The 23,002-nt window shown below is 67.3% G+C and carries 24 protein-coding genes; 9 read left to right on the top strand and 15 right to left on the bottom strand.

The features are described from left to right. Positions 1-128: 128 nt before the first annotated feature. The 5 genes from GO488_RS16505 to GO488_RS16485 are packed head-to-tail and all read right to left on the bottom strand — an operon-like array spanning position 129 to position 4,180. Entirely contained in the window at positions 129-572 is a 444-nt protein-coding gene (locus GO488_RS16505) for a PTS fructose transporter subunit IIB (protein WP_162318942.1), read from the bottom strand. After that, positions 569-2,251 carry a phosphoenolpyruvate--protein phosphotransferase gene (ptsP, locus tag GO488_RS16500; RefSeq protein WP_162318941.1) on the bottom strand — a complete coding sequence of 561 codons (1,683 nt, stop codon included), beginning with the start codon at positions 2,249-2,251 and terminating at the stop codon, positions 569-571. Before ptsP ends, GO488_RS16505 begins: the two co-directional genes overlap by 4 nt. A 2-nt stretch (positions 2,252-2,253) precedes the next feature. Then, a complete protein-coding gene (locus GO488_RS16495; RefSeq protein WP_162318940.1) occupies positions 2,254-2,532 on the bottom strand; it encodes an HPr family phosphocarrier protein in 279 nt (92 codons plus the stop codon). Continuing rightward, positions 2,529-3,005, bottom strand: a complete 477-nt coding sequence (locus tag GO488_RS16490) for a PTS sugar transporter subunit IIA (protein WP_162318939.1) — start codon at positions 3,003-3,005, stop codon at positions 2,529-2,531. Before GO488_RS16490 ends, GO488_RS16495 begins: the two co-directional genes overlap by 4 nt. A 38-nt stretch (positions 3,006-3,043) precedes the next feature. Beyond that, a complete protein-coding gene (locus tag GO488_RS16485; protein ID WP_162318938.1) occupies positions 3,044-4,180 on the bottom strand; it encodes a PTS fructose transporter subunit IIC in 1,137 nt (378 codons plus the stop codon). A gap of 244 nt (positions 4,181-4,424) precedes the next feature. On the opposite strand from GO488_RS16485, the gene GO488_RS16480 reads away from it, so the two are divergent. Beyond that, positions 4,425-6,389, top strand: coding sequence for an archaea-specific SMC-related protein (locus GO488_RS16480; RefSeq protein ID WP_162318937.1), 1,965 nt, complete (start codon positions 4,425-4,427; stop codon positions 6,387-6,389). 27 nt (positions 6,390-6,416) lie between these two features. Here GO488_RS16480 and rdfA read toward each other — a convergent pair whose 3' ends face one another. Both rdfA and GO488_RS16470 read right to left on the bottom strand, forming a co-directional pair. After that, on the bottom strand, positions 6,417-7,022 hold the full coding sequence (rdfA, locus tag GO488_RS16475; protein WP_162318936.1) for a rod-determining factor RdfA: 606 nt from the start codon (positions 7,020-7,022) through the stop codon (positions 6,417-6,419). A gap of 307 nt (positions 7,023-7,329) precedes the next feature. Next, positions 7,330-7,746 carry a gamma-glutamylcyclotransferase family protein gene (locus GO488_RS16470; RefSeq protein ID WP_162318935.1) on the bottom strand — a complete coding sequence of 139 codons (417 nt, stop codon included), beginning with the start codon at positions 7,744-7,746 and terminating at the stop codon, positions 7,330-7,332. A 121-nt stretch (positions 7,747-7,867) separates the two neighbouring features. Between GO488_RS16470 and GO488_RS16465 the strand changes: the two genes are divergently transcribed. From GO488_RS16465 to GO488_RS16455, 3 genes are all read left to right on the top strand, one after another. Further along, entirely contained in the window at positions 7,868-8,488 is a 621-nt protein-coding gene (locus GO488_RS16465) for a DedA family protein (RefSeq protein WP_162318934.1), read from the top strand. Positions 8,489-8,758: 270 nt separating this feature from the next. Continuing rightward, positions 8,759-10,231: a sulfatase gene (locus GO488_RS16460; RefSeq protein WP_162318933.1), complete on the top strand. Its 1,473-nt coding sequence runs from the start codon at positions 8,759-8,761 to the stop codon at positions 10,229-10,231. Between the two features lie 126 nt (positions 10,232-10,357). Then, positions 10,358-11,818 (top strand): sulfatase family protein, encoded by a 1,461-nt coding sequence (locus GO488_RS16455; protein WP_162318932.1) that lies wholly within the window; start codon positions 10,358-10,360, stop codon positions 11,816-11,818. A 26-nt stretch (positions 11,819-11,844) separates the two neighbouring features. Here the strand turns inward: GO488_RS16455 and otsB are convergent, their stop codons facing one another. Both otsB and GO488_RS16445 read right to left on the bottom strand, forming a co-directional pair. Then, positions 11,845-12,729, bottom strand: a complete 885-nt coding sequence (gene otsB, locus GO488_RS16450; RefSeq protein WP_241692966.1) for a trehalose-phosphatase — start codon at positions 12,727-12,729, stop codon at positions 11,845-11,847. 14 nt (positions 12,730-12,743) lie between these two features. Further along, positions 12,744-14,252, bottom strand: coding sequence for an alpha,alpha-trehalose-phosphate synthase (UDP-forming) (locus GO488_RS16445; RefSeq protein ID WP_241692957.1), 1,509 nt, complete (start codon positions 14,250-14,252; stop codon positions 12,744-12,746). A gap of 237 nt (positions 14,253-14,489) precedes the next feature. On the opposite strand from GO488_RS16445, the gene GO488_RS16440 reads away from it, so the two are divergent. Next, on the top strand, positions 14,490-15,749 hold the full coding sequence (locus GO488_RS16440; protein WP_162318930.1) for a sulfite oxidase: 1,260 nt from the start codon (positions 14,490-14,492) through the stop codon (positions 15,747-15,749). Positions 15,750-15,755: 6 nt separating this feature from the next. Here the strand turns inward: GO488_RS16440 and GO488_RS16435 are convergent, their stop codons facing one another. The 3 genes from GO488_RS16435 to GO488_RS16425 form a co-directional block, all read right to left on the bottom strand. Then, positions 15,756-15,947 (bottom strand): hypothetical protein, encoded by a 192-nt coding sequence (locus GO488_RS16435; RefSeq protein WP_162318664.1) that lies wholly within the window; start codon positions 15,945-15,947, stop codon positions 15,756-15,758. 23 nt (positions 15,948-15,970) lie between these two features. After that, positions 15,971-16,498, bottom strand: a complete 528-nt coding sequence (locus tag GO488_RS16430) for a DUF2243 domain-containing protein (RefSeq protein ID WP_162318929.1) — start codon at positions 16,496-16,498, stop codon at positions 15,971-15,973. Between the two features lie 96 nt (positions 16,499-16,594). Further along, positions 16,595-18,091 carry a short-chain fatty acid transporter gene (locus tag GO488_RS16425; RefSeq protein ID WP_162318928.1) on the bottom strand — a complete coding sequence of 499 codons (1,497 nt, stop codon included), beginning with the start codon at positions 18,089-18,091 and terminating at the stop codon, positions 16,595-16,597. Between the two features lie 398 nt (positions 18,092-18,489). Between GO488_RS16425 and GO488_RS16420 the strand changes: the two genes are divergently transcribed. Beyond that, the gene (locus GO488_RS16420; RefSeq protein WP_162318927.1) at positions 18,490-19,356 is read left to right on the top strand and encodes a glycerophosphodiester phosphodiesterase; all 867 of its coding nucleotides are present in this window, start codon (positions 18,490-18,492) and stop codon (positions 19,354-19,356) included. Positions 19,357-19,594: 238 nt separating this feature from the next. On the opposite strand, the gene GO488_RS19715 is transcribed toward GO488_RS16420, so the two are convergent. Then, entirely contained in the window at positions 19,595-19,765 is a 171-nt protein-coding gene (locus tag GO488_RS19715; protein WP_164509652.1) for a hypothetical protein, read from the bottom strand. Positions 19,766-19,830: 65 nt separating this feature from the next. Further along, positions 19,831-20,049: a DUF2249 domain-containing protein gene (locus GO488_RS16415; protein ID WP_162318926.1), complete on the bottom strand. Its 219-nt coding sequence runs from the start codon at positions 20,047-20,049 to the stop codon at positions 19,831-19,833. Between the two features lie 148 nt (positions 20,050-20,197). On the opposite strand from GO488_RS16415, the gene cysK reads away from it, so the two are divergent. Together cysK and GO488_RS16405 are read left to right on the top strand one after the other, a co-directional pair. After that, positions 20,198-21,103 (top strand): cysteine synthase A, encoded by a 906-nt coding sequence (gene cysK / locus GO488_RS16410; protein ID WP_162318925.1) that lies wholly within the window; start codon positions 20,198-20,200, stop codon positions 21,101-21,103. Between the two features lie 73 nt (positions 21,104-21,176). After that, positions 21,177-21,842 carry a helix-turn-helix domain-containing protein gene (locus tag GO488_RS16405; protein WP_162318924.1) on the top strand — a complete coding sequence of 222 codons (666 nt, stop codon included), beginning with the start codon at positions 21,177-21,179 and terminating at the stop codon, positions 21,840-21,842. On the opposite strand, the gene GO488_RS16400 is transcribed toward GO488_RS16405, so the two are convergent. Continuing rightward, positions 21,817-22,467, bottom strand: a complete 651-nt coding sequence (locus GO488_RS16400) for a helix-turn-helix domain-containing protein (protein ID WP_162318923.1) — start codon at positions 22,465-22,467, stop codon at positions 21,817-21,819. The genes GO488_RS16405 and GO488_RS16400 overlap by 26 nt on opposite strands. Before the next feature lie 109 nt (positions 22,468-22,576). On the opposite strand from GO488_RS16400, the gene GO488_RS16395 reads away from it, so the two are divergent. Further along, positions 22,577-22,990 carry an SRPBCC family protein gene (locus GO488_RS16395; RefSeq protein ID WP_162318922.1) on the top strand — a complete coding sequence of 138 codons (414 nt, stop codon included), beginning with the start codon at positions 22,577-22,579 and terminating at the stop codon, positions 22,988-22,990. Positions 22,991-23,002: the final 12 nt, after the last annotated feature.

Raw genomic sequence — 23,002 nt, 5'->3', positions numbered from 1 at the left:
GCATCTGATTTCGCTCCCGTTCGTCGTCGCGATCCTCCGCACCGATCGCGACGGTGCGGCGGCTCGAATTACCGTCTGCGTCTCGATTTCTCCGCTTCTCCGCGCTGTGTAACTCGCCGATGACGACGCTAGCTGAAGAGGCGCTTCAGTCGCGCGCCGAGGCTCTTCGAGCGGTCGCCGCCGCGGCGCTCTCGCTCCTCGCCGCTCCCGCCGTCGCCGGAGTCGTCGGTCGACTCGGTCGTGTCGGTCGCTACCGTCTCGGCGTCGCCGTCGGCGGCCTCGATCGCCTGGTTCAGCAGGCTCTCCACGTCGTTGACCGCGTCCTTGACGGTGCCTTTAACGAGAGGCATCCCCTCAAAGCGGGCCGTGTCGACGGCGGTGTCGGCGGCGACGATGGCGGCGTCGGCGGCCTCGATGTCCTCGGCGGAGAGTTCGTTCTCCGCGCCCATCGCGCCCTGGACCTCGACGCTGATGTCGTGGCCCATCTCGGTCGCGGTCTGCTCTAGGTTCTCCGCGGCCATCTGGCTGTGTGCGATACCGGTCGGACAGGACGTGACTGCGACGAATTTCATTGTTGTGAGTTGGTGACTGCGCTGCGCGTTGCGGCGTTGCGAGCGTCTTCGGCGCGCTCGCTCGCGGTGCTGTACGACGTCTCGCTGACGGCGGCCTTCACGTCGGGGACGGTGACGGCGCTCATGCTGAGTTCGTCCAGCCCGAGGCCGACCAGGAGTTCGGTCAGGTCGGGGTCGCCGGCCATCTCGCCACACATCCCGACCCACGCGTCCCGCGCGTGGGCCGCTTCGACGGTCCGGTGGATGGCTCGCACCACGCCCGGATACGTCGGGTCGTGGAGGTCGCCGACGCGCTCGTTCTCGCGGTCGGCGGCCATCACGTACTGCGTGAGGTCGTTGGTCCCGATGGAGAGGAAGTCCACGCGGGCGGCCAGTTCCTCGGCGACGAAGACGGCGCTGGGCGTCTCGACCATCACGCCGACCTCGGGTCGCTCGTACTCGACGCCGGCGTCGTCTAGGTCGGCCGCCGCGTCGTCGAGCGCGTCGAGCGCGCCCTCCAGCTCCTCGATGGAGGCCACGAGCGGGAACATGACCGCGAGGTCGCCCTCGCCGTCGGCCGCGGCCCGCAAGAGCGCGCGGAGCTGGGTGACGAATAGGTCCGCGTCCGGACCGAGCGAGCGGCGGACGCCGCGCTCGCCGAGGAACGGGTTCTCCTCCTCGGGCAAGTCGAGGTAGGGGATGCGCTTGTCGCCGCCGATGTCGAGCGTGCGGACGACGACGCGCCCCTCGGGGAACGTATCGAGCGCCTCGCGGACGGCCTCGTACTGCTCGTCCTCCGAAGGGGGCGACTCCCGGTCGAGGAAGAGGAACTCGGTCCGGTAGAGGCCGACGCCGTCCGCGCCGCGGTCGGCGGCCGGCCCCAGCTCCGCCGGTCGCCCGACGTTCGCCGCGACCTCGATCTCGCGGCCGTCGGTCGTCTCGACACGCTCTTCGACGACGTCGGCACCGGAATCGGTCGCGGCGGCCGACCGCTCGTCCTCGTCGGGGTCGATCAAGAGCGTTCCGGCGTCGCCGTTGACGACGACGTCGGCTCCGGTCTCGATAGCGTCGAGTTCATCGCCGACGCCGACGACGGCCGGCAGCGCCAGCGACCGGGCGAAGATGGCCGCGTGGGACGTTCGGCCCCCGGTCACGGTGGCGAACCCGGCGACGGTATCGGGGTCCAACTGCGCCGTGTCGCTGGGCGTCAGTCGCTCGGCGAGGACGACGCTGCCCTCGGGCAGGTCCGCGAGATCGACGCGGTCGCCGTCGGTCAGCAGGCGGAGCAGGCGGTCCCGGACGTCTCGGAGGTCGTCCGCCCGCTCGGCCATCCGGCCGTTCATCCCCTCGAACTGCTCGATGTGCGAGCCGAAGGCCGCGTCGACGGCGTTCGGCGCGGGTGCGCCCGCCGCGATCTCCGTGTCGACGGCGTCCTCGATGGCGGGGTCTTCGAGGAACTGGACGTGCGCGTCGAAGACGGCGGCCTCCTCCTCGCCGACTCGCTCCGCGGTCGCCTCGCGTTCGGTCTCCAGTTCGGCGCGGGCCGTCTCGACTGCGTCGGCGAAGCGGTCGCGCTCGACCGCCTCGTCTACCGTCACGTCGTCGGCGTCGGGGAGTTCGATGTCTTGCCCGTACCAGACGACCGTGCCGACGCCGGAGCGGGGCGTCGCGCCGGTCCCCTGCAGTTCGCGTTCCGCCATCGTCAGGTCGCCGCTTCCTCCTCGGGCGTGGTCAGTATCCGTTCGAGTTCGTCCAGCGCGGCCTCGGCGTCCTCGCCGTCGGCGACGAGGTGGACCTCGTCACCGTGTTCGATACCGAGGCTCGTGACGGCGATCATGCTGTTGGCCTGAACGGGGTCCTCGCCCGGGCGGCCGATGGATATCTCGGCCTCGTGGTCGTTGACGGCCTCGACGAACTCCGACGCGGGACGGGCGTGCAGTCCCGCCTCCGGGACGAGCGTGACGGTGCGTTCGAGGCTCATGCGATGGCCTCCCGGAGCGTCTCCTGTACGGCTCGCTCGTCGTCGGCCTCGTGGAGCCGCTCGCGGACCTCGTCGTGCATCAGGGCGCGCGAGAGCGAACTGAGGATGTTCAGGTGCTCCTCGCCGCCCGATTCGGGGACGAGGATCATGAATATCAGCGTCGCGGGCTCGTCGTCCATCGACCCGAAGTCGATGCCCTCCTCGGAGCGGACGAACGCCAGCGACGGGCGGGAGACGGCGTCGGTCTTCGCGTGCGGGATGCCGATGCCCATGCCCACTCCGGTGGTCGTCTCCGCTTCGCGGGCCAACAGCGCGTCGAGGGCCGCCTCTCGGTCGTCGACGCGGCCGGCGTCGACCAGCAGGTCGAGTAAGTGTTCGATGCAGGCGTCCTTCTCGGCGGGCGGTTCGGACAGCGAGATGTGGCTCGCCGGGATCAACTCGTCGATGTCGGTCTGACTGATAGCGTCTGACATTGGTGTGTAGCGGTGTCGATGTGGGGTCGTTCAGCGGTTCAGTTGTTGGTCGGCTGCGTGCTCTGCGAGCTCGTCTCGGCGTTGATGCGCTCCTCGAAGTCGGGCTTGATGAGCGTGGCGACGGCCGCCGTGACCAGCGTCCCGACCAGGAGCGAGGCGAGGAACAGCAGCGGCTTGTTCGACAGCAGGACGACGAAGACGCCGCCGTGGGGGGCGGGCATCGTCACGCCCAGCGCCATCGACATCGCGCCGGCGATGGCGCTCCCGGAGACGACCGAGGGGATGACCCGGAGCGGGTCGGCCGCGCCGTAGGGGATCGCGCCCTCGGTGATGAAGGCGAGCCCGAGCGGGATGCCGCTCTTGGCGTTCTCGTACATCTCCGCCTCGTACTTGTGGGGCGCGATGAAGTTCGAGAGCGCCATTCCGATCGGCGGGACCATCCCACCGATCATGACGGCGGCCATCGGCGCATAGATGCCCTCGGTGATGAGGCCGGTCGCGAAGACGTAGGCGACCTTGTTGATGGGGCCGCCCATGTCCGCGGCCATCATCCCCCCGAGGATCAGGCCGACGACGATGGCCTGCCCGCCCTGCATCGTCTCGAGGAACGTCGTCAGGCTCTGGTTGGCGATGGCGACCGGGACGCCCAGCACGAACAGCAGGAGCGGCGCGGCGACGGCCATCGTCGCCACCGGGATGATGAGCACCGGCATCATCGGTTGGATGACGCCCGGCACGTCGCGGCTCTTGAACCAGCGGGCGACGTAGCCGGCCACGAGACCGGCGACGATCGCGCCGAGGTAGCCGGCTCCCGAGCTCCCGCCCGAGAGGCCGACGACGAGGGCCGCCTGCTCGATGACGGCCCCCTGCTGGAGCAGGTACGCCAGCAGGAAGCCCGGTGCCAGCCCGGGGCGGTCTGCTATCGCGTAGGCGATATACCCGCCGAGGATGGGCACCATGATGGTCAGTCCGGCCGTGCCGATCTGGGCCAGGAACCAGCCGGCGGAGCCGGTGTTCTCGAATACTGTCTGCGTATCTCCCACCGCGTACGCGAGAGCGAGGAAGATCCCCCCGATGGTGACGAAGGGTATCATGAACGATACGCCGGTCATCAGATCCTCCTTGACGGAGGTCAGATACGCGCGGAGCGTGTCCGCGGTGTCGTTACTTGACATTGTGAGCTACACTCCCAGCTTCGTGGACTGTCTCAGATAAAGGTACACGTTTGTGTGTGTATGATTTCGAATTTGCTCGGAACTCTGGACACCGATGATTGTTTTCGACTGAACTGAGGCGCGGTCCCGAAAAGACAAACAGACATATGGCTGTTATTCTGTTTTCTACGAGACGACGAATTTCTCTCCGGCCGGCCCGATGCGCGTCCCAGCACTTATGCGAGTCACCGACGGACGGACTGCTATGGATCCGGCCACGGCCGCCGGCGACCGGGCCACGTTCACCGTCGAGGACGTCGGCGGCATCGACTCGACGACGGTCGAGCTGGCTCCGGGCGTGACGGTGCTCGCCGGTCGCAACGCGACCAACCGAACGTCGTTCCTGCAGGCGATCATGGCCGCCCACGGGAGCGACTGGACGAGCGTGAAGGGCGACGCCGACCGCGGTCGCGTCGAACTCGAACTGGGCGAGGAGACGTACGCGAGAACCCTCTCCAGAACCGAGGACGGTATCGTCGGGTCGGGATCGGGAATCCTCGCCGACCCGACGCTGGCGAACCTATTCGCGTTCCTGCTCGAAGACAACGAGGCCCGTCGCGCCGTCGTACGCGGCGACGACCTCCGGGACATCATCATGCGCCCGGTCGACGTGGCGACGCTCCGCCGGGAGATACGCGACGCCGAACAGCGCAAGGAGGCCATCGACGACGACCTCGACCGCATCGAGTCGCTCAAGCGCGAGCTGCCGGAACTCGAAGGGCGACGGAGCGAACTGCAGACCGAGATCGAGGACGTCCGAAGCGACCTCCGGTCCGTCGAAGAGCGGATCGAGGAACGGGACTTAGACGTCGACGTCACGCGGCAGAGCCGAGACGAACTCGAAGCGACGCTGGACGAGTTGCAGGCGACGCGGGCCGAACGCCGGCGCGTCCGGGAGGACGTCCAGTCCGAACAGGAGAGCATCGCGGCCCTGCGGGAGGAGCGCGGACGGCTCGCGGCCGAACGCGCCGGCCTCGCCGACGCCCCCGAGGATCGGCTGACCGACCTCGAATCGGAGATCACTCGCCGCCGCGAACGCAAGCGCGAACTCTCGCAGTACACGACGCGGCTGCAGAACGTCATCGGGTTCAACGAGGAGCTGCTCGCGGGCGAACACACACAGATCACCGACGCCATCAAGCGGAAGCCCGAGAGCGTCGGCGACATCACCGACCAGCTGTACCAGGGGTCGAAGACCACCTGCTGGACCTGCGGGTCGCAGGTGAAACGCGAGCGCATCGAGTCGACGCTCTCGAGCATGCGAGAGCACCGACAGGAGACGCTCTCGGACGTGGACGCTATCGAGGACGAACTGGACGACCTCACCGACAGGCGCGACGACATCCAGGAGACGCTCGAACGGCAGCGGGAACTCGACGAGACCATCGACGACGTGGACGAGGAGATCGAGCGCCGCCAGTCCGCGGTGGCGGACCTCCGCGAACGCCGCGACAACCTCTCCTCGCGCATCGCCGAGCTCGAAGACGAGGTCGCCGAACTGCGCTCCGACGAGTTCGACGAGGTACTGGAACTCCACGCCGAGGCGAACGAACTGGAGTTCGAACTGGACGCCCTCGAATCGGAGTACGACGACGTGAACGAGGAGATCGAGGAGATGGAAGCGGAGATCAGACGCGACGACGCGCTGCTCGCCCGCCGCGAGGACGTCGTCGAGGAGCTCATCGACCTGCGGACCCGCGTCGACACGCTGGAGGCCGAGGCGACCGAGCAGTTCAACGAGCGGATGGCGGATCTGCTGGCGCTGCTCGATTACGACAACGTCGAGCGCATCTGGCTCGAACGGGTGGACACGCCGGGCGGCACCGTCGAGACCGTCGAAGCCGACGACGTCGTCGAGGGCTCGACCTTCGAGCTACACGTCGTCCGGAGCTCGGAGGGCGGGACGGTGTACGAGGACAGGGTCGCCCACCTCAGCGAGAGCGAACGTGAGGTGACGGGGCTGGTGTTCGCGCTGGCCGGCTACCTCGTCCACGACGTCCACGAGACGGTGCCGTTCATGCTGTTGGACTCGCTCGAAGCCATCGACGCCGAACGCATCGCGTCGCTCGTCGAGTACTTCGCGGCGTACCCGACGTATCTCGTGGTCGCGCTGCTGCCGGAGGACGCGCGGGCGCTCTCCGAGGAGTATCCCCGGGTCACGGACATCTAAAACCGAGCCGTATCGAGATCGCGTTCGCTACTCGCAGTCACAGCCGCCCTCGGCGAGCAACTCGCCGATCCCGAACTGGCCGCCGCAGTCCCGACAGAGGACGTCGACGCCGACGAACACGCGATAGTCGCCGATCGAGAGCGTTCCCGCGTTTCGCAGGCGGTCTATCGTGTCTCGAACGACGGTCTCGACCCGGGCCTGGAGCCGGTCGATACTGTCGCGCTCGCGTTCGACCCGCTCGCCCTCGTTCGGCTGTTCGTACGTCACACCCCGGACTTCCGTGAGGTAGTGACGGACGGCCTGATATGTGACGAAGTCCTCCGCTAACCCGTCGACGTCGATGCCGTTGCGCTCGAGCCGGTTCCGCGCCTCGACTCGCTGGCCCGCGCTCACGTCGTCGTCGGTCAGGAGCCGGTAGAAGTTCTCCGGCTCGCCGTCGACGACGCTCATCTCGCTCTCTCTCAGCGCCCCCATCAACAGCGCCTGGTTGAATCGGTCGGCCAACTCGCGGAGGCTCCGGCGCTCACGGCCCTCGCCGAGCCACGCGGCTTCGAGGTCGGCCCCGATACTGCCGAGGTCGTAGGCCTCGACGAGCCGTTCGACTTTCGACTGTCTGCGTCCGTCGCCGCCCATTGCCTGCTCGTCGGTGTCGCGGAGTAAATCAATTGTGCCAGCCGGCGGGTCACGATTCCAATTCATCGGCCGGTGCGACCGACCGCGAATCGGGCTGAACTCTCCTCTCGATGGCTCTCCTCTGCAGGCGCACGCGCTTATTATAGCTGATACTATTCCAAAGAATTTTGTACGTTTAAAAACGAGGTTCTATCGCGGACACCTTGAATTCTCATGCGTGTCCGCCCATCGTTTCGGGGCAGCCCACCCCGACCGCGCTGGGTTTCTCGCCCGGCGCGTCTTGCCGTCCGTGAGAGACCGGTCGTGATCACTCTCGCCTGACGACGACGCGCTCGTCTCGGCAGTAGCGCCGGACTCGTTCCTCGAAGGTGCCGTCGCCCGGCCACTCGACGGGCGCGTCGAGCGGGGCGGGGTCTCCCAGATAACACTCGACGGTGTCGCTCGCCCCGTCCGCTTCGTCCGTCTCATCCGTCTCGCCCGTCTCGACCGGGAGCGTACAGCGGACGTACAGGTTCGAGTCGACGCCCTCGTACCGGTCGAGCGCGTCTCGCTCGGCGGTGCGTAACAGTCGACCGCTAACCGACCCGCCCGGAGCGAGCGTCGGATACCGACCTTCGACGCGGTGCAGACCGGTAACGGTGGCCGGGCCGAGATACTCGAACTCGTCGAGCACCGCAGCGGCCGTCTGCGCCTGCACGAGCGTCCCGTAGACGAACACGTCCATGCTCTCACTAACGGGGCGGGAGTTTGAATACGCCGCGGCTCCCCCCGCTTCTGCGTACTCCCCCGGCGGTCTCGCGACTCGCGGGCAGAAGCGTGTTACGGCACCGTCGCCAACCGCTCGTATGGTCGACGCGACTGCCGTAGCATTAGATCTCCTCCGGCTCTACGGCCCGCTGGCGCTGTGTCTGTTCACCTTCTTAGAGACGTCGATGCTCTTCCCGTTTCTCCCGAGCGAAGTCGTCGTTCCGGCGGCCGCCGCGCTGCTGGTGACCGGCCCGACGTCGCTACTCGTCTTCGTGCTTGCGGCCACCGTCGGCGGGACGGTCGGCGCGTTCCTCCCGTTCTACGTCTGTTACAGCCCCCGAGTCGGCGCGCGCGACTGGCTGCGCGGGCCGATCAGCGTCTCGGACGAGCGGATCGACCGGGGAAAGGCGTGGTTCCGAAGGTGGGGGGAGTCGTCGGTGCTCTGGGGTCGGTTTCTCCCCGTCCTCCGGTCCGTCATCTCCATCCCGGCGGGGTTCGCCGAGATGAGCCCGGCGCGCTTCGGCGTCTTCACGACGATCGGCACGGCCGGGTTCTACGCCGCCACGGGGGCGCTCGTCTACTACGGCCGCCGGGAATCGGTCTTCGAAGCGGCGTTCGCCGCGGCCGCCGATCGACCGGCGCTGACGGCGCTCGTAGCGCTCGCGCTTTTCGGATTCGGCGTCGCCGCCGGTCGACGCTCCGCGCGCTCGAACGGATAATCTCTGTGCGGGTGCGGCGGAATAATTCGCGCATTTACCCACAAAAACTGCGGCTTGCGAGGCGAATACTTGGGAGCGTTCCGGGAGCGGGACTTCGGCCTCTCGAACGGGGATTCGGCGCCGTTCCGTGGCTATTCCCTTTATTACACCGAATACTGGGACGGACAGACCGCGCATAGGCAGGCAGTAGCACGATAGAACTATCGGTCGTTTGTCCGACGTGTTCACCGAAGCAATCTCCGGCTTGGGACGCCGTCGGGAGGGATCTCGATGAGTGCCCACTCGAACGACGGGCGGGTAGAGTCCCGTCCGAACGTGGTCGTGTTCGTCATGGACACGACGCGAGCGCTAGATACGGTCCCGGCGGACGCCGACGTGTCGCCGACCAGAGCGGCACTCGCCGACGAGGGGACCGAATACGGACAGGCGTTCTCCGCGGCACCCTGGACGCTCCCGTCTCACGGGTCGCTGTTCACGGGAACCTATCCGTCGAAACACCGCGCGAACGGGGACCGGACGCGACTCGACCGGGAGCTGCCGACCGTCGCGGAGCTGTTCGGCGACGCGGGCTACGAGACGGTCGGCGTCTCGAACAACGTCTGGATCACCGAGGAGTTCGGCTTCTCCCGGGGCTTCGAGACGTTCCACGCCCGCGAGGGGTCGTGGCGGGACCGCGAGACGCTCGGCGACCTGCTCCGAAACCCATCCGGGTCCGACGGTCCCGGATTCTCCTTCACGGAGGCGCTCTCGGGCTGCCTCTCCCGCGACTCGGAGGCGGAGCGCGACAAGGGCGCGGAGCGGTCGATCGAGTGGGTGCGAGAGTGGCTGCAGACGCGTAACCGGACTCGGCCGTTCTTCCTGTTCGTCAACTGTATCGAACCGCACCTTGAGTACCGACCGCCGGAGGCGTACGCCGAGCGGTTCCTCCCCGAGGGCTGGTCCTACGAGGAGGCGATGGCGATCCCACAGGGCCCCCGGGAGTTCGACGTCGGCGAGTTCGACCTCTCGACGGAGGAACTGGCCGTCCTGCGGCGACTGTACCGCGCGGAGATCGCGTACATGGACGACCAGCTCGGAACGGTCGTCGACGCGCTCGAAGCGACGGGCGAGCGGGACGAGACGGTGATGGCGGTCACGAGCGACCACGGCGAGAACATCGGGGAACACGGGTTCCTCGGCCACCAGTACTCGCTGTACGATACGGTGCTTCACGTCCCGCTCGTCCTCAGCGGCGGCCGGTTCGACGACGACGCCGTCACGGGCGAGCGGATGGTGCAGACGCTGGACCTCGCGCCGACGCTGCTTGACGCGGCCGGTATCGAGGCGCCGGACGCGCGCGAGGAGTTCCAGGGCCGGTCGTTCCACCCGTCGGCCGACACCGACCCGCGGTCGAAGGCGTTCGCCGAGTACGCGGCACCTCGACCGCCGATAGAGAAGCTCGAAGAGCGATTCGACGAGATCCCCGAGCGCATCTACGACCTCCAGCGGTCGATCAAGGCGGTCCGGACGGAGACCCACAAGTACGTCCGCTGTTCGGACGGCGACGAGGAGCTCTACGAGGTCGCCGCCGACCCCGGCGAGACGACCGATATCTCGGGCGAGGCGACCGAGCGCGCGAGCGACCTCGAAGCGTCACTGGACTCGTGGCTCGCGTCCTTCGAACAGACGGAGCGAACTGAGACGGAGACCGTCTCCGTCGAGCAGTCGACCGAGCAGCGACTCGCCGACCTCGGATATCTGTAACCGCGGTCGACGCTTTCGGCGCAACATCTCCGGTGAGGTCTCTCGGCACGATACGTCACCCCAGTGACCTGTACGGGCAACTCAACAAGCTTGATGAAGCGCCCGCGGAGTTCATTTATCCGAGCGATGCCACGACACGACACTCCGGACGACGTCCTCCTCCTCCTGACAGATCAGGAGCGGTACGACGTCGCGACACCGACCGGCCCCCCGGTCGATACCGCGGCGCTCGACCGACTCTCCGCCGACGGCGTGCGCTTCACCCACGCGTACACGCCCATCAGCATCTGCAGCAGCGCGCGGGCGTCGCTGCTGACGGGGCGCTATCCGCACAACCACGGGCTACTCAACAACGTCCACGAACAGGACGCCATTCAGACGGACCTCTCGACATCGATCCCGACGTTCGGGACGCTGCTCCGGGACGCGGGCTACAATAATTCCTACTTGGGAAAGTGGCACGTCGGGAGAGACGCCACGCCCGCGGACTTCGGATTCGACTACATGGGAGCGAGCGACGCTCACGACGGGCACCTGGAGAAGGGTCTTCGCTCGCACCGGGAAGAACTCGGCGTCGATCCGGACGATATCGAACTCGAAGACGCCCTCTACAACCGACACGGCGACGGCGAAGAGGCCCTCATTTCCGCCCGAACCTCGATTCCGGTCGAGGCGACCCGTTCGTACTACATCGCCGAGCGAACCATCGACCGACTGGAGGGGGCCGCCGAGGAGGACGACCCCTTCTTCCACCGGTCGGACTTCGTCGGACCGCACCACCCCTACGTCGTCCCGGAACCGTACGCGTCGAAGTACGACCCCGACGACATCGAGCGCTGGCCGTCCTATCAGGAGACGTTCGCGGGCAAGCCACAGGTACAGGAGAACTACCTCGAATACCGCGGCGTCGACCACCTGACGTGGGACGAGTGGGCCGAGGCCGTCTCCATGTACTTCGGGTTCGTCGACCTCATCGACGACCAGATCGGCCGGATCCTCGACGCGGTCGACGAATACGGACTCCGCGACGACCTCCTCGTCGTCCACGCCTCTGACCACGGCGACTTCACGGGAAACCACCGCCAGTTCAACAAGGGGCCGCTCATGTACGAGGACACGTATCGGATTCCGCTCGTGATGCGCGGGCCGGGCGTCGAGGCGGGCCGGGAGTGCGACGCCCTCGTCTCGCTGATGGACCTCATGCCGACGTTCCTGGACTCGGCCGGCGTGGCAGAACCCGACGGCGTCGACGCCCGGAGCCTGTGGCCGCTCCTCGACGACCCCGAGAACGGCCGGCGGGAAGCCATCTTCGCCGAGTACCACGGCGACGAGATGGGACTTTACTCCCAGCGGATGGTGCGGACCCGGCGCTACAAGTACGTGTTCAACGCCCCCGATGTCGACGAGCTGTACGACCTCGAGCGGGACCCGCACGAACTGCAGAACCTCGTCGACCACCCCGAGTACGAGTCCGAGCGGGACCGACTGCGAGGGCTACTGGACGAGTGGATGACCGAGACCGACGACCCGATTCAGAAGTGGACGAGCAGACACCTCGAAAGCGACGCGGCGGATCGGTCTCCGTAGCTCGCGCAGCTGTCCGACGTTCCGGATTACTCGTTCCGGACGACGAACTCGTCTTCCGTGTCCCGAAGGTCGTCCGCGCGCAACTGCTGCCTCGACGGGCTGTCATGCCGCTCACTCGTCCACCGCTCGTCGGCGTACTCGGACAGCCAGTCGAGCAGCCGCGGCACCGCCGCCTGTTCGCGTAGCTCGAAGTCCGCCGCCGTCCCCGTCTCGGCGACGGTACCGACCTTCGCGGCGACGCCGTCGGGTTGCACCGCCCGGAAGCCGTCCTCGTCGGTCGTGTCGTCGCCGATATACAGCGGTCGGTACCCGTCGGATGCGGCCTCGGCCAGCAGCTCCATCGCCGCGCCCTTGTCCCACTCGACGGCCGGGCGCAGCTCTCGCACGCACTTTCCGGGGACGACTCGAACGTCGTTCTCCGCCTCGGCCACGAACGTCTCGGTCGCCGAAGCGACCCGCGCCGCGTGGTCGCTCCCCCTGACGTGGACGGTCGCGGTCAGGCTCTTGTTCTCGACGGTACACTCCGGAAAGTCGGTCAGTCGGTCCCGGAGCCGCTCGCTCAGGTGCCGGATCTGCGCCCGCTGGCGCGCCGCCGCCGGGTGGACGAACGTGGTCTCGCCCGCCCTGATCTCCAGCCCGTGGTTCCCGGCGTAGACGAGCCCATCGATGTCGACCCGGTCGACGAGGTCGGAGAGCTCGCGGCCGCTGACCGCGGCGACGGTCACGCGGGGGTGCTTCGCCAGGTCGACGAGCGACTCGCGCGCGCTGTCGGTTATCGCCGCGTCGTCGGGGTCGGGGACGATCGGGGCGAGCGTGCCGTCGAAGTCCACGCCCAGCAGGAGGCCGTCGCTCCCGTCGAGCGCTCGGGCGATCTGCTCTCGGTTCGAGAGCGCCGACGGCGGCGTGGTCATCTCGGGCACGGGAGTTATCGCCCGTGCCGCGACGCGTCGACGACGGCGATCTCGTCGAGCATCGTCTCGGTCCACGATTCGAGGTCGTTGCGCTGGATCTCGCGGCGAAGTGAGGTCATCCGGCGTTCTCGCTCCTTATCTGACATCGCGAGCGCCTCGCGGATAGCGCTTGCGAACTCGTCGGTGTTCTGAGGCGTCACCGAGAGCACGTCGTCGCCGACCCGGTCGTGGATACCGGCCTGCTCGCTCAGGACGAGCGCGCCCGGATCCTCGGCCTGCGCGGCGACGTACTCCTGGGCGACGAGGTTCATCCCGTCGCGGATCGGACTGACGAGCGCGGCGTCGGCCGCCCGGTAGAGCGCGTACAGCGTCTCGTTGGAGACGTAGCCCGTCTCGTAGACTACCGGTCGCCAGTCGTCGGTCCCGAACCGGTCGTTGATGCGCTCGACCGCCTCGGCGACCTCCGCCTGCACCGCTTCGTAGGCGGGGATCTCCGAGCGGCTCTCCGAGCCGATCTGCACGTAGGTGAACGACTCCCGAAGGTCCGGCTGCTCTTCGAAGAGCCGTTCGAGCGCTTGCAGGCGCTCGGGAATCCCCTTCGTGTAGTCCAGTCTGTCGACGCCGAGCGCCAGCATCCCGTCGGCGTCGATGCCGTGCTCGTCGGCGAACTCCCGGAAGCGAGCGTGCGACGCCGCTCCGGTGGACTGCTCCTGAATTCGGTCCGCTTCCACCCCGAGCGGGAACGACCGGACGGTGAGCCGCCCGTCCGGTTGGTGGACGACGCCGGCGTCTAAGTCCACCGTCGCCATGGGGATCAGCTCGTCGACGCAGCGCAGGAAGTTCTCGCAGTACCGGTCGACGTGGAAGCCCAGCAGGTCGTTGCCGAGCAGGCCGCGCAGTATCTCCTCGCCGTGGGGGCACGCGCGGAAGGTGTCCGGACCGGGCCACGGGATGTGCCAGAAGTGGGCGATCGCCGGGTCGTGCTCCGTCCGTTCCCGAATCATGCTCGGGGCGAGTCCGAAGTGGTAGTCCTGCAGCCAGACGACCGACTCCTCGTCCACCCGCTCGGCGACGGTGTCCGCGAAGCGCCGGTTCACCTCGCGGTAGGCCTCCCAGTGCCGGCGCTCGCTCTCCACCTTGGTCAGCGCCGCGTGACAGATGGGCCAGAGGACCCGATTGCTGAACCCGAGGTAGTAGTTCTCCTGCTCTTCCTCGGAGAGCCAGACGCGTTCGAGCGTGTACTGGTCCTCGTCGGCGTCCGGTGGGACCTGCACGCGGTTCTCGTCGTCGACGACCTCGCGGTCGGCGTCGCCGTCGCCCCAGGCGATCCACGTCCCGCCGAGCCGCCGCATCGCGCCGTCTAGCCCGCTCGTTAGACCGCCGTTCGGTCGGTCGACGGTGATGTCGTCTCCCTCCCAGTCGTGGCGGTAGGGCTCCCTGTTCGAGACGACGAGGTACTGGCTGTCCGTCGATTCGGACAGCGCCGTCCCCCGTAACTGTTGGTCGGTAGTTCTCGAATTCACCAGTGTAGGACCTCTCGTTCTCGTCTATACTGTCACCTCCCAACGGGTTACTACCTCTCCTTGTACCTGCGAGGGATATTTATAGGACTTGAGAGGTCGAGTCGAAACCCAGACACAGCTCGGTGGTTACAGCGAGCGGCAGGGTTCAGTACGCCGTATTCGGGCGCCGAGGATGGCGCGGTTTCACACGCAAGCACAGACTAGGTAGTTCCAGTTACGGAATCTGGAATCCCCAATATGCCCTCGAAAAACAGCGACGAGAACGGCGCGTCTCGGAACTCGACGGGTTCGTTCGTGGACCGCTATCCCGGCCTCGAACGCCTCTCCGCCGATCCCGACAACGCACAGACCGCGTCGCGTGCCCACCTCGAAGACTACCTGACGCCGCGCGAGCAACACTACATCAGGAACCACCATCGCACGCCGGACATCGACGAGAGCGAGTGGACCGTCTCGCTGACCGGTCTCGTCGAATCGACCGCCGACCTCTCGATGGACGAACTGAAGCACGGCTATCCGACCGACTCCGTGATGCACATGATGGAGTGCTCGGGCAACGGTCGCGCGTATTTCTCGCCCGACGCCGAAGGCGATCAGTGGACGGTCGGTGCCGTCGGCAACGCCATCTGGACGGGGACGCCGGTTCGGGCGATTCTGGAGGACCGCGGAGCCGACACCGACGACGGACTCTGGCTCACCGCCGTCGGCGGCGAAGCCAAGGAGGACGAGGACGTGTTCGCGCGCTCGGTCCCCATGGAGAAAGCTCTGGAGGACTGCCTGCTGGCCTACGAGATGAACGGAAAGCCGATGAGCGCGGAGCACGGCTTCCCGGTCAGGTTGCTCGTTCCCGGCTGGTTCGGCAACAACAGCGTGAAGTGGGTCGAACGGCTGCACGTGATGGACGAGATGGTCAACGGCGAGGCGTGGGAGTCGAGAGACGGGCGAGACTACACAAAGTACCAGCAGTCCTCCTATCGGCTCCTCCCGGCACAGGACGACGAACCGAAGCGCCACGCCGATGTCGAGACCTTCGATACGCAGGACCAGATGCGAGGCGAGGAGGGGATTCGGAACGCCTACTTCTTCGACCAGCTCGTCAAATCGCTGCTCACCTCGCCGGAGGACGGCGCGGAACTCGCTCCCGCGTCCGACGGCCGCGTCGAACTCACCGGCGTCGCGTGGTCCGGCGACGATTCGGTCGCGGGCGTGGAAGTCTCGACCGACGGCGGCGAGACGTGGGACGAGGCGTCGTTCGTCGGCCCGGAACTCGGGCGGTACACCGTCCGGAAGTTCCGGTACGTCTGGGAGTGCGAGGCGGGCGAGCACACGCTGCTCTCCAGGGCGACCGACGAACGGGGGCGGACGCAGCCGGCGACGGTCTCCGACCCCGACGCGGGCCGTCGCGGCATCGAGGACGGAGAGTACCCCTGGAACCAGAAGGGGTACGGTAATAACGCCTACGAGCCGCTGGGCGTCACTGTTACTGTCCGGGACTGACTGCTATCACTTCGGCTCCCCGAGGCGGACGAGGAGCTTGTCGCCGAGGACGACGCCGACCGCGATGACGGCCCAGAGGCCGAGGACGGCGGCGAACAGCACCAGCCAGCCGGGGGCCGGTGCCGCCGCCGGCCCGGCGTGAAGCGGGCCCAGAGAGAGCACCGAAAGGGGACCCGCGGCGAGTGTCGGCGCGTTCATGCGCCACTGGCCTCCGAAACCGCTCACGCGGCCCCCGTCGAACCACCGTCTCGACCGCCCGTCCCGGTCCTGTAGACGTAGTACCCGGCGGCGATGAGGAGGAGGCTGACCGCCGCCCAGTGGGGGTTGTATCGGCCGGCTTGCGAGAGCGGCTGATGCAGGCCCAGCAGGACGTGGTCGACGACCACGTCGAAGAGGTCGAAGACGCCCAGTCCGACGACGGCCGCGCCCGCTATCGGTCGCAGGGCCAGCGGCTGTGCGGTCCGTCGTTCGGACTGCCAGAGCAACCCGCCGCCGACGCACATGATCGAGAGCATCGTCAGCGAGAACAGCCCGTCCGCGAGGATGTTCGTCCGGAGCCCGGAGAGCGTGTCCTGCGGGTAGACGGCCGAGACGAGGTGATGCCACTGGAGGACGTGGTGTAGGACGAGCACGTCGATCAGCCCGCTGAAGCCGACGCCGAACACGCCAGCCGCGAGGAGCGCCCGCCGCGTCACCCCGTCGCCCAGCGTCGGGGAACCGCCGGCGGACTCGGTCGTTTCGTCGCTCATTGTCGGACCGACGACGGCCTCGGATAAATTCGCTGGACCGGGAAATACAAGCGAACCGCGGCTATCGACGCGCCGCCGGAAGACGGCGTGCCGCGGTTAGAACGGCACGATACTCGTCCAGAAGCCGCCGGCGTACGGGATGACGATGACGGCGATGAGGACGAACGGGAGCATCAGCAACAGCATCATGATCGCGTAGCCGAAGATGTCCCGGGCGCGCATGTCGGTGATCGCCAGCAGCGGGAGCGCCCAGAACGGCTGGACGAGGTCCGCGAGCGACGCGCCGAACGTGTAGGCGACCAGCGTCTGCCCCAGCGGAACGCCGAGGTCCTGTGCCGCGGGGACGACGATGGGTCCGATGACGGTCCACTCGCCGCCGCCCGACGGGACGAACGTGTTGACGAGCGCCGAGATGATGACCACTGCGGCCGGGTACGTCTCCGGCCCCGCGAAGCTCACGATCGATTCCGCGATAGTCTCCGCGAGACCGGAGTTTTGCGTCATCCCGATGATCCCCGCGTAGAAGGGGAACTGGAGGATGATGTCGCCGGTCGAGTCGATGGCCTCGGCGAACCGCTCCTCGTAGGCCTGCGGGCTCGTGAACAGGGCGAACCCGATGAACAGGAACGCGAAGTTCACCGTGTTGAGGTTCAGCGCGTTCAGCCCTCTCGTCGCGAACGTGTATATGGCGAAGACGACGCCGGTCACCGCGATGACGCCGCCGATAAGGCGGCTGTTGTTCATCTTGTCGGACGGCGTCGGGGAGTCCGGTGCGTCGTCGCCGACGCGGTCCTTCTCGGGACCCTCCTCTCCCGACCCGTCGGTCGCGGTCGTCTCGCCGGCCCGGACGTTCGCCTCGGTCAGCTCGCTCTCCGGCAGGAACTCGGTGATTCCCTCCGACTGGGAGTCGGGCGGCGAGAGGAAGTAGAGCACGACCATCGAGTAGGCGATGCTGATGACCAGCAGCGACACCATGTACGGGTGGAATATCGTCTCGGTGACGGGGACGAGCTGGTCGATGATCCCCTGCTCGATGAAGATGTTACCCGGGGTGTTCATCAGGAGGACGGACGCCCCCGAGAGACCCATGTTCCAGGTCAGCGCGAGTCCCATATACCCGGCCACGCAGAGCAGCGGGTAGTGGATGTTCAGTCCCCGTTCGTTCGCCTGACGGCCCATCTCGCGCGCCAGCAGCGCGCCGACGATGAGGCCGAGACCCCAGTGGAACCACGCCGTCACCATCGCTATCAGCGACACCAGCAGAAGCCCCTGTCTCGCGGTCGAGGGAATCGAGAGCAGTCGCTTGATCTGGTTCTGGATGAACGGGTGATAGGCCAGCACGAAGCCGGTCACCAGGATCAATACTGCTTGCATAGTAAACGACAGCAACACCCAGAAGCCGTCGAACCAGTACTGAACCATCTGCACCGGACCGGCTCCCTCGACCAGGATACCGATGATGAAGACGATGTACGTGAGGAGGATGGCGAAGATGAACGGGCTCGGCATCCACCGTTCGACGCGTTCGGAGAGACGGGCACCCGTGCGTTGTAACAGCGTCCCTTCGATCTGCGATTGTTCGTCCGAACTCATGGATTTTCTAGCGGGCTATCGCGACTGCCGGACGAGCGCCGAAGCGCTCGCTGAATCGGATATACGATGGGTCGATGTGGCTTCTCCTTTCACTTGGGGAACTTGCTTGCATGCTTTGCTATTGCATGCATATCGTTCTGTATTCAGATGCCTGAAGTGCTCGATCCGTGAGTGATCCGTCGTGACGGAAAAGAGATATATCGGCCGCTACTGCCGGACGAAGTCGCGACGAACCGCCCTGTAGAACCGCCGAGGCGGGTGAGATACGACCGGCCGATTCGTTCCGTTCGATCGGTTCGGTATCGGTACGGGCCGACGCATATCCGCTCGGAGACGTACCGAACGGGATAGAGACCTCATATCAAATCTCATACGGGTCGTCCGTGCCGAGATAGGTGATGACGCGAGGCACAACCTATCTGGCGACGGGCGTCTCACGACGAAACATGGTCAAGACCACGGGGGCGATGCTCGGGCTGACGGCGGCGAGCGGCACTGTCGCGGGGAGGGCGGCTCGGAGTCGAGAGCGCCGGTCACGCGACGGCTTGCACGTGACGGCACACCGCGGATTCAGGGACGTGTTCCCGCAGAACACGGTCGCCGCCGTCGAGGGCGCGTCGCGGCTGGGTGCCGACCGGATCGAGATCGACGTCGTCGCGACGAGTGACGGCGAGATCGTCGTCTTCCACGACGAGCGACTCGACGACCTCACGGACGGATCGGGACCCGTCGCCGAGACGCCCGCGGAGACGGTCCTCGACGCCGAGGTCCTCGGCTCCGGCGAGACGGTTCCGACGCTCGCGGGGGCGCTCGAAGCGGCCGACCCGAACGTCACCATGAACATCGAGTTTAAGGCGTCCGGCCCGCTCTCCTGGACGGAGTTCGCGGAGCGCGTCCTGCGTATCGCGTCGTGCGAGTCGGAGCGGTTCTACGTCTCCTCGTTCGACCCGGACGCGCTCCGGGCGGTGAAAGACGTCTCGCCGCGCGTCGACGTGGCTCCGATCTTCGGGCGAAACACTACCGAGAACCTGGAGGTCGCCCGCGAACTCGACGCCCAGGCGGTCAACTGCTCGCTCGGAGTGCTCGACGGCGACCTCGTCGAGACGGCCCACGACGAGGGTCGGGAGGTGAACGTCTGGACAGTCGACACGTGGCGGGAAGCGCGCGCCCCGATCGAGTTGGGCGCGGACGGACTGATCGCCGACTACCCGAACATGACGACCTTCGCCACGGGCGGGCCGCGCGGGTCCGGGCCGAATCAGTAGTTCACCTTCTCGGGTCCGAATACCCACTTGCTCCCGACGGGTCCCCTCCGGTGAACTCGAACCGGATCGGCCGTCGTCATCGGTTACAGAGCAAACTCTACAGGTGGGCTATACGGTATAGCTACTTAGATAGACTCTACGGTGTAGGTCCTCAGATACACTCTACGATATAGCCAACTCGCGAGGGGCCGAGCCGAGACTCCGTTGGAGTGAAGCGCCCTTCGTCCGCCTGCAGCGCTCAGTTGGCGATGATCCGGGCGATCCAGACGATCGGGATCACCGGAATAGCCAGTCCCGTAACGAGCAGTATGATCGCGATCACTATCTTCTCGGCGCGGCTCGACTCGTGCCAGATCGACTGCCACATGTCGTCGATCGCTCGCGCCGTTCGCTGGATGAGCCCGGCCATACCTACGTCGACGGCATCGGGACGGAAAACCCCACCGTCCGCAGCAGTCGTCGACCGCCGCCGAGTCATTCGCGGGTGATGCGGACGCGCCACAGGTCGTCGGTGACCCGTTCGGTCTCGTACTCGAAGCCGCGGCTGCGCAAGACGTCGTAGAGCGGCTCCGGCTCGAAACTGTTGACGAGTTCGAGCGTCTCGTCGCTCTCGAGGTCGGACAGGGCCGCTGTGATGCGAGTGAACGGTTCTTCGTCGCCGTCGCGGACGTCGAGCGTCGTGTCCGAAGACATGGCGAGTAGTCGACGCCGCGGCCGCGTAGCCGTTCGCTCGAACACGTTCGGACGCTGGCGATCGGTCCCTATCCGGCCGCGATCCGCTTTGAACACCCGTAATTCGGGGGGTTGGAAGTGACGGGGCGGCGCCGCGAACTACGACGCGATGGACGTAGCCAGCGACGTCACGGAGCTAGTCGGCGAAACGCCCCTCCTGCGGCTCGACGCGTTCGCGCCGAACCTGCTCGGCAAGGTCGAAGCGGCCAACCCGGGCGGGTCGGTGAAGGACCGGGTCGCCGTCGCCATGCTCGAACGGGCCCGCGAGACGGGACACCTCGAACCGGGCGGGACGGTCGTCGAACCGACCAGCGGCAACACCGGGATCGGGCTCGCCGTCGCAGCGGCGGCCGAGGGATACGACCTCGTGTTGACGATGCCGGAGTCGATGAGCGAGGAGCGGCGCGACCTCCTCCGCGCGCTGGGGGCCGACCTCGTCCTCACGCCGGCCGACGGCGGGATGGCCGAGGCCGTCGAGGCGGCGGAGGCCATCGCCGACGAACGCGAGAACAGTTTCGTCCCACAGCAGTTCGCCAACCTCGCGAACCCCCGCGTCCACCGGGAGACCACCGGCCCGGAGATCTGGCGGGCGACCGACGGCGAGGTCGACGCCGTCGTCGCGGGCGTCGGGACCGGCGGGACCATCACGGGCGTCTCGGCGGCGCTGAAAGCCGACCGCGACGCCGACGTCCAGTCGGTCGCCGTCGAACCCGCCGACTCGGCGGTGCTCTCGGGCGGCGAGCCGGGGGGTCACTCGATACAGGGCATCGGTGCCGGGTTCGTCCCGGAAGTGCTCCGGACCGAGCTGCTGGACGGGGTCCGCGCCGTCGAATCGGACCAGGCGACCGCGGCCGCTCGTCGACTCGCCAGCGAACAGGGTCTGCTCGTCGGGATATCGTCGGGAGCCGCGCTCGCAGTCGCGGAGCGGATCGCCACCGACGCGCCGGAGGAAACTGTCGTCGTCGTCCTTCCGGACACCGGCGAACGATATCTCTCGACCGGGCTCTTCGCGTAGCGCCCGGACCGCGTTACCGGGACCGAACATGTTCGCCGACGGCCACTCCGTCGGTAGCGGCGTAGCTCGGCGTATGGGACTCGTAGTCGAGTTCGCGGTCGGCTCCCCCGGCCGCTGTCCGGTCGCTGAAGCCTCGGAACGGGCCGGCGAGCGAGTCACGGACGTCGCTCGCACGTCGCTCCGCGGTGACGGCGCTATCACCGAGGAGTTCAGGCTCCCCGCGCACGCGTCGGTCGAGGAGACCATTCCGGACCTCGACGCGGTCGCGACCACCGAGTCGGAGACGATATACCGCTTCGAGCGCGACGCGGCGAGCGACTGCGTCTGCGAGGTCGTCGAACGGATCGCCGGCCCCGCGACCGACGTCCGGGCCGAGGACGGGACGCTCTTCGTGACCGTCGTCGTCGAGGAACTGGCGACGGTCCGAACGGTCGTCGAGCGCCTCCGGGCGGCGTTCGACGGCGTCCGCGTCCGACGGCTGACGGCCGCGGGGGACACAGACGACGCGGTGGCGTCGCTCTCCGGAGAAGGGCTCACCGGCCGCCAGCGCGAGGTGGTTCGGACGGCCTACGAGATGGGGTACTTCGAGTATCCGAAGGGGGCCAACGCCGGCGACGTCGCCGACGCGCTGGGCATCTGTCGCTCGACGTTCGCGGAACACGTGGCGGCGGCCATCGGTAAACTGTTCGAGGCTCGGTTCGACGCCGACGCCGTCACGCCGACGGCCGCTCGTCGGTGACCCGTCCCTCGACGAACGACTTGACTATCGCCTCCTCGGCCCGGTGGAGCGTATCGCTACACGAGGACTTGGCGATGCCGACCGTCTCGGCCAGTTCGGTCAGCGAACAGCCGCGCGGCGTGTCGTAGTAGCCCTCCTCGACGGCGGTCGCGACGATCTCCCGCTGGCGGTCGGTCAGCAACTGCTCGCTCGCCGCGTGCTGGTGGACGTAGTCGACGGTGAACTGGATGCCGAACTCCTCTAACTGCTCGCCCAGCGCCGAGAGCCGGTCGTTCGGCGCGGTCACCTCCCAGTTGGCCACGCCGTCCCGGATGTCGAACGGCATCTGGAGCGGGGTCCCCGACCCGCGTGCGGGGAACAGGAGCAGCGGGTTCGTCGTCTCGAACTGGACGAGCGCCTCCCCGTCCCGGCGTTGGAGCGTCTCGAAGTCGGTCAGTTCCTCCTCGTCGGCCATCTCGGCCACCACCGCGGCGGCGTCCGGCCCGGCCACCTCCGCCAGCCCGACGCCGGTCAGGCCGTCTGGAATCGCCGCGAGCACTCGCACCCGCGTCTCGGGGTGGTCCCGGGTGATGTCGCCGATCCAGATGTCCGATGGAACCGTCAGTCGGAGTTTCGCCTCTGGCATCGTACGCGAACATCTTCGCCCCGGCTCCCCATCAGTGTTGCCGAACATGTTCGCCTCTCGTTCGCCCGCTTTCGGAACATTCGACTGCGAGGGACGCGAAGTCGCAGTCGTGCGAACTGTCACGGTGACGCGCGAACTCGACGCCGACCCCGACTGCGTCCGAGCGGCGATACTGGACGTCAGCGAGTTCATGCGCGCGGGCGGGTTCGACGACGTGACCGTCGACGGCGACGTCGTCACCCTCGCCAACAGCGTCGGTCTCGTGACGATCGAGCTGGTCCTCGATGTCGTCGACGACCCGGACGCGGTGCTGGCCTACGAACAGCGCGACGGCGTCTTCGAGGAGATGGTCACGCGGTACGACCTCGCGGAGACGGCCGACGGCGTCGAGGTGCGCGCTACGACCGAGTTCGCGTTGCAGGCCCGCCTCGTCGGCCCGCTGCTCGACGCCACCGTCATCGACCGCCAGCGCCGCGTCGAACTGAACGCCCAGTTCGACTCCCTCGCGGCGCGCTGTGAGTGACGAATGCGTTCG

Source organism: Haloarcula limicola, from assembly GCF_010119205.1.
GTDB lineage: Archaea > Halobacteriota > Halobacteria > Halobacteriales > Haloarculaceae > Haloarcula > Haloarcula limicola.
Note: the sequence above shows the minus strand (reverse complement) of the source record. Positions and strands in the feature narration are given on the sequence as shown.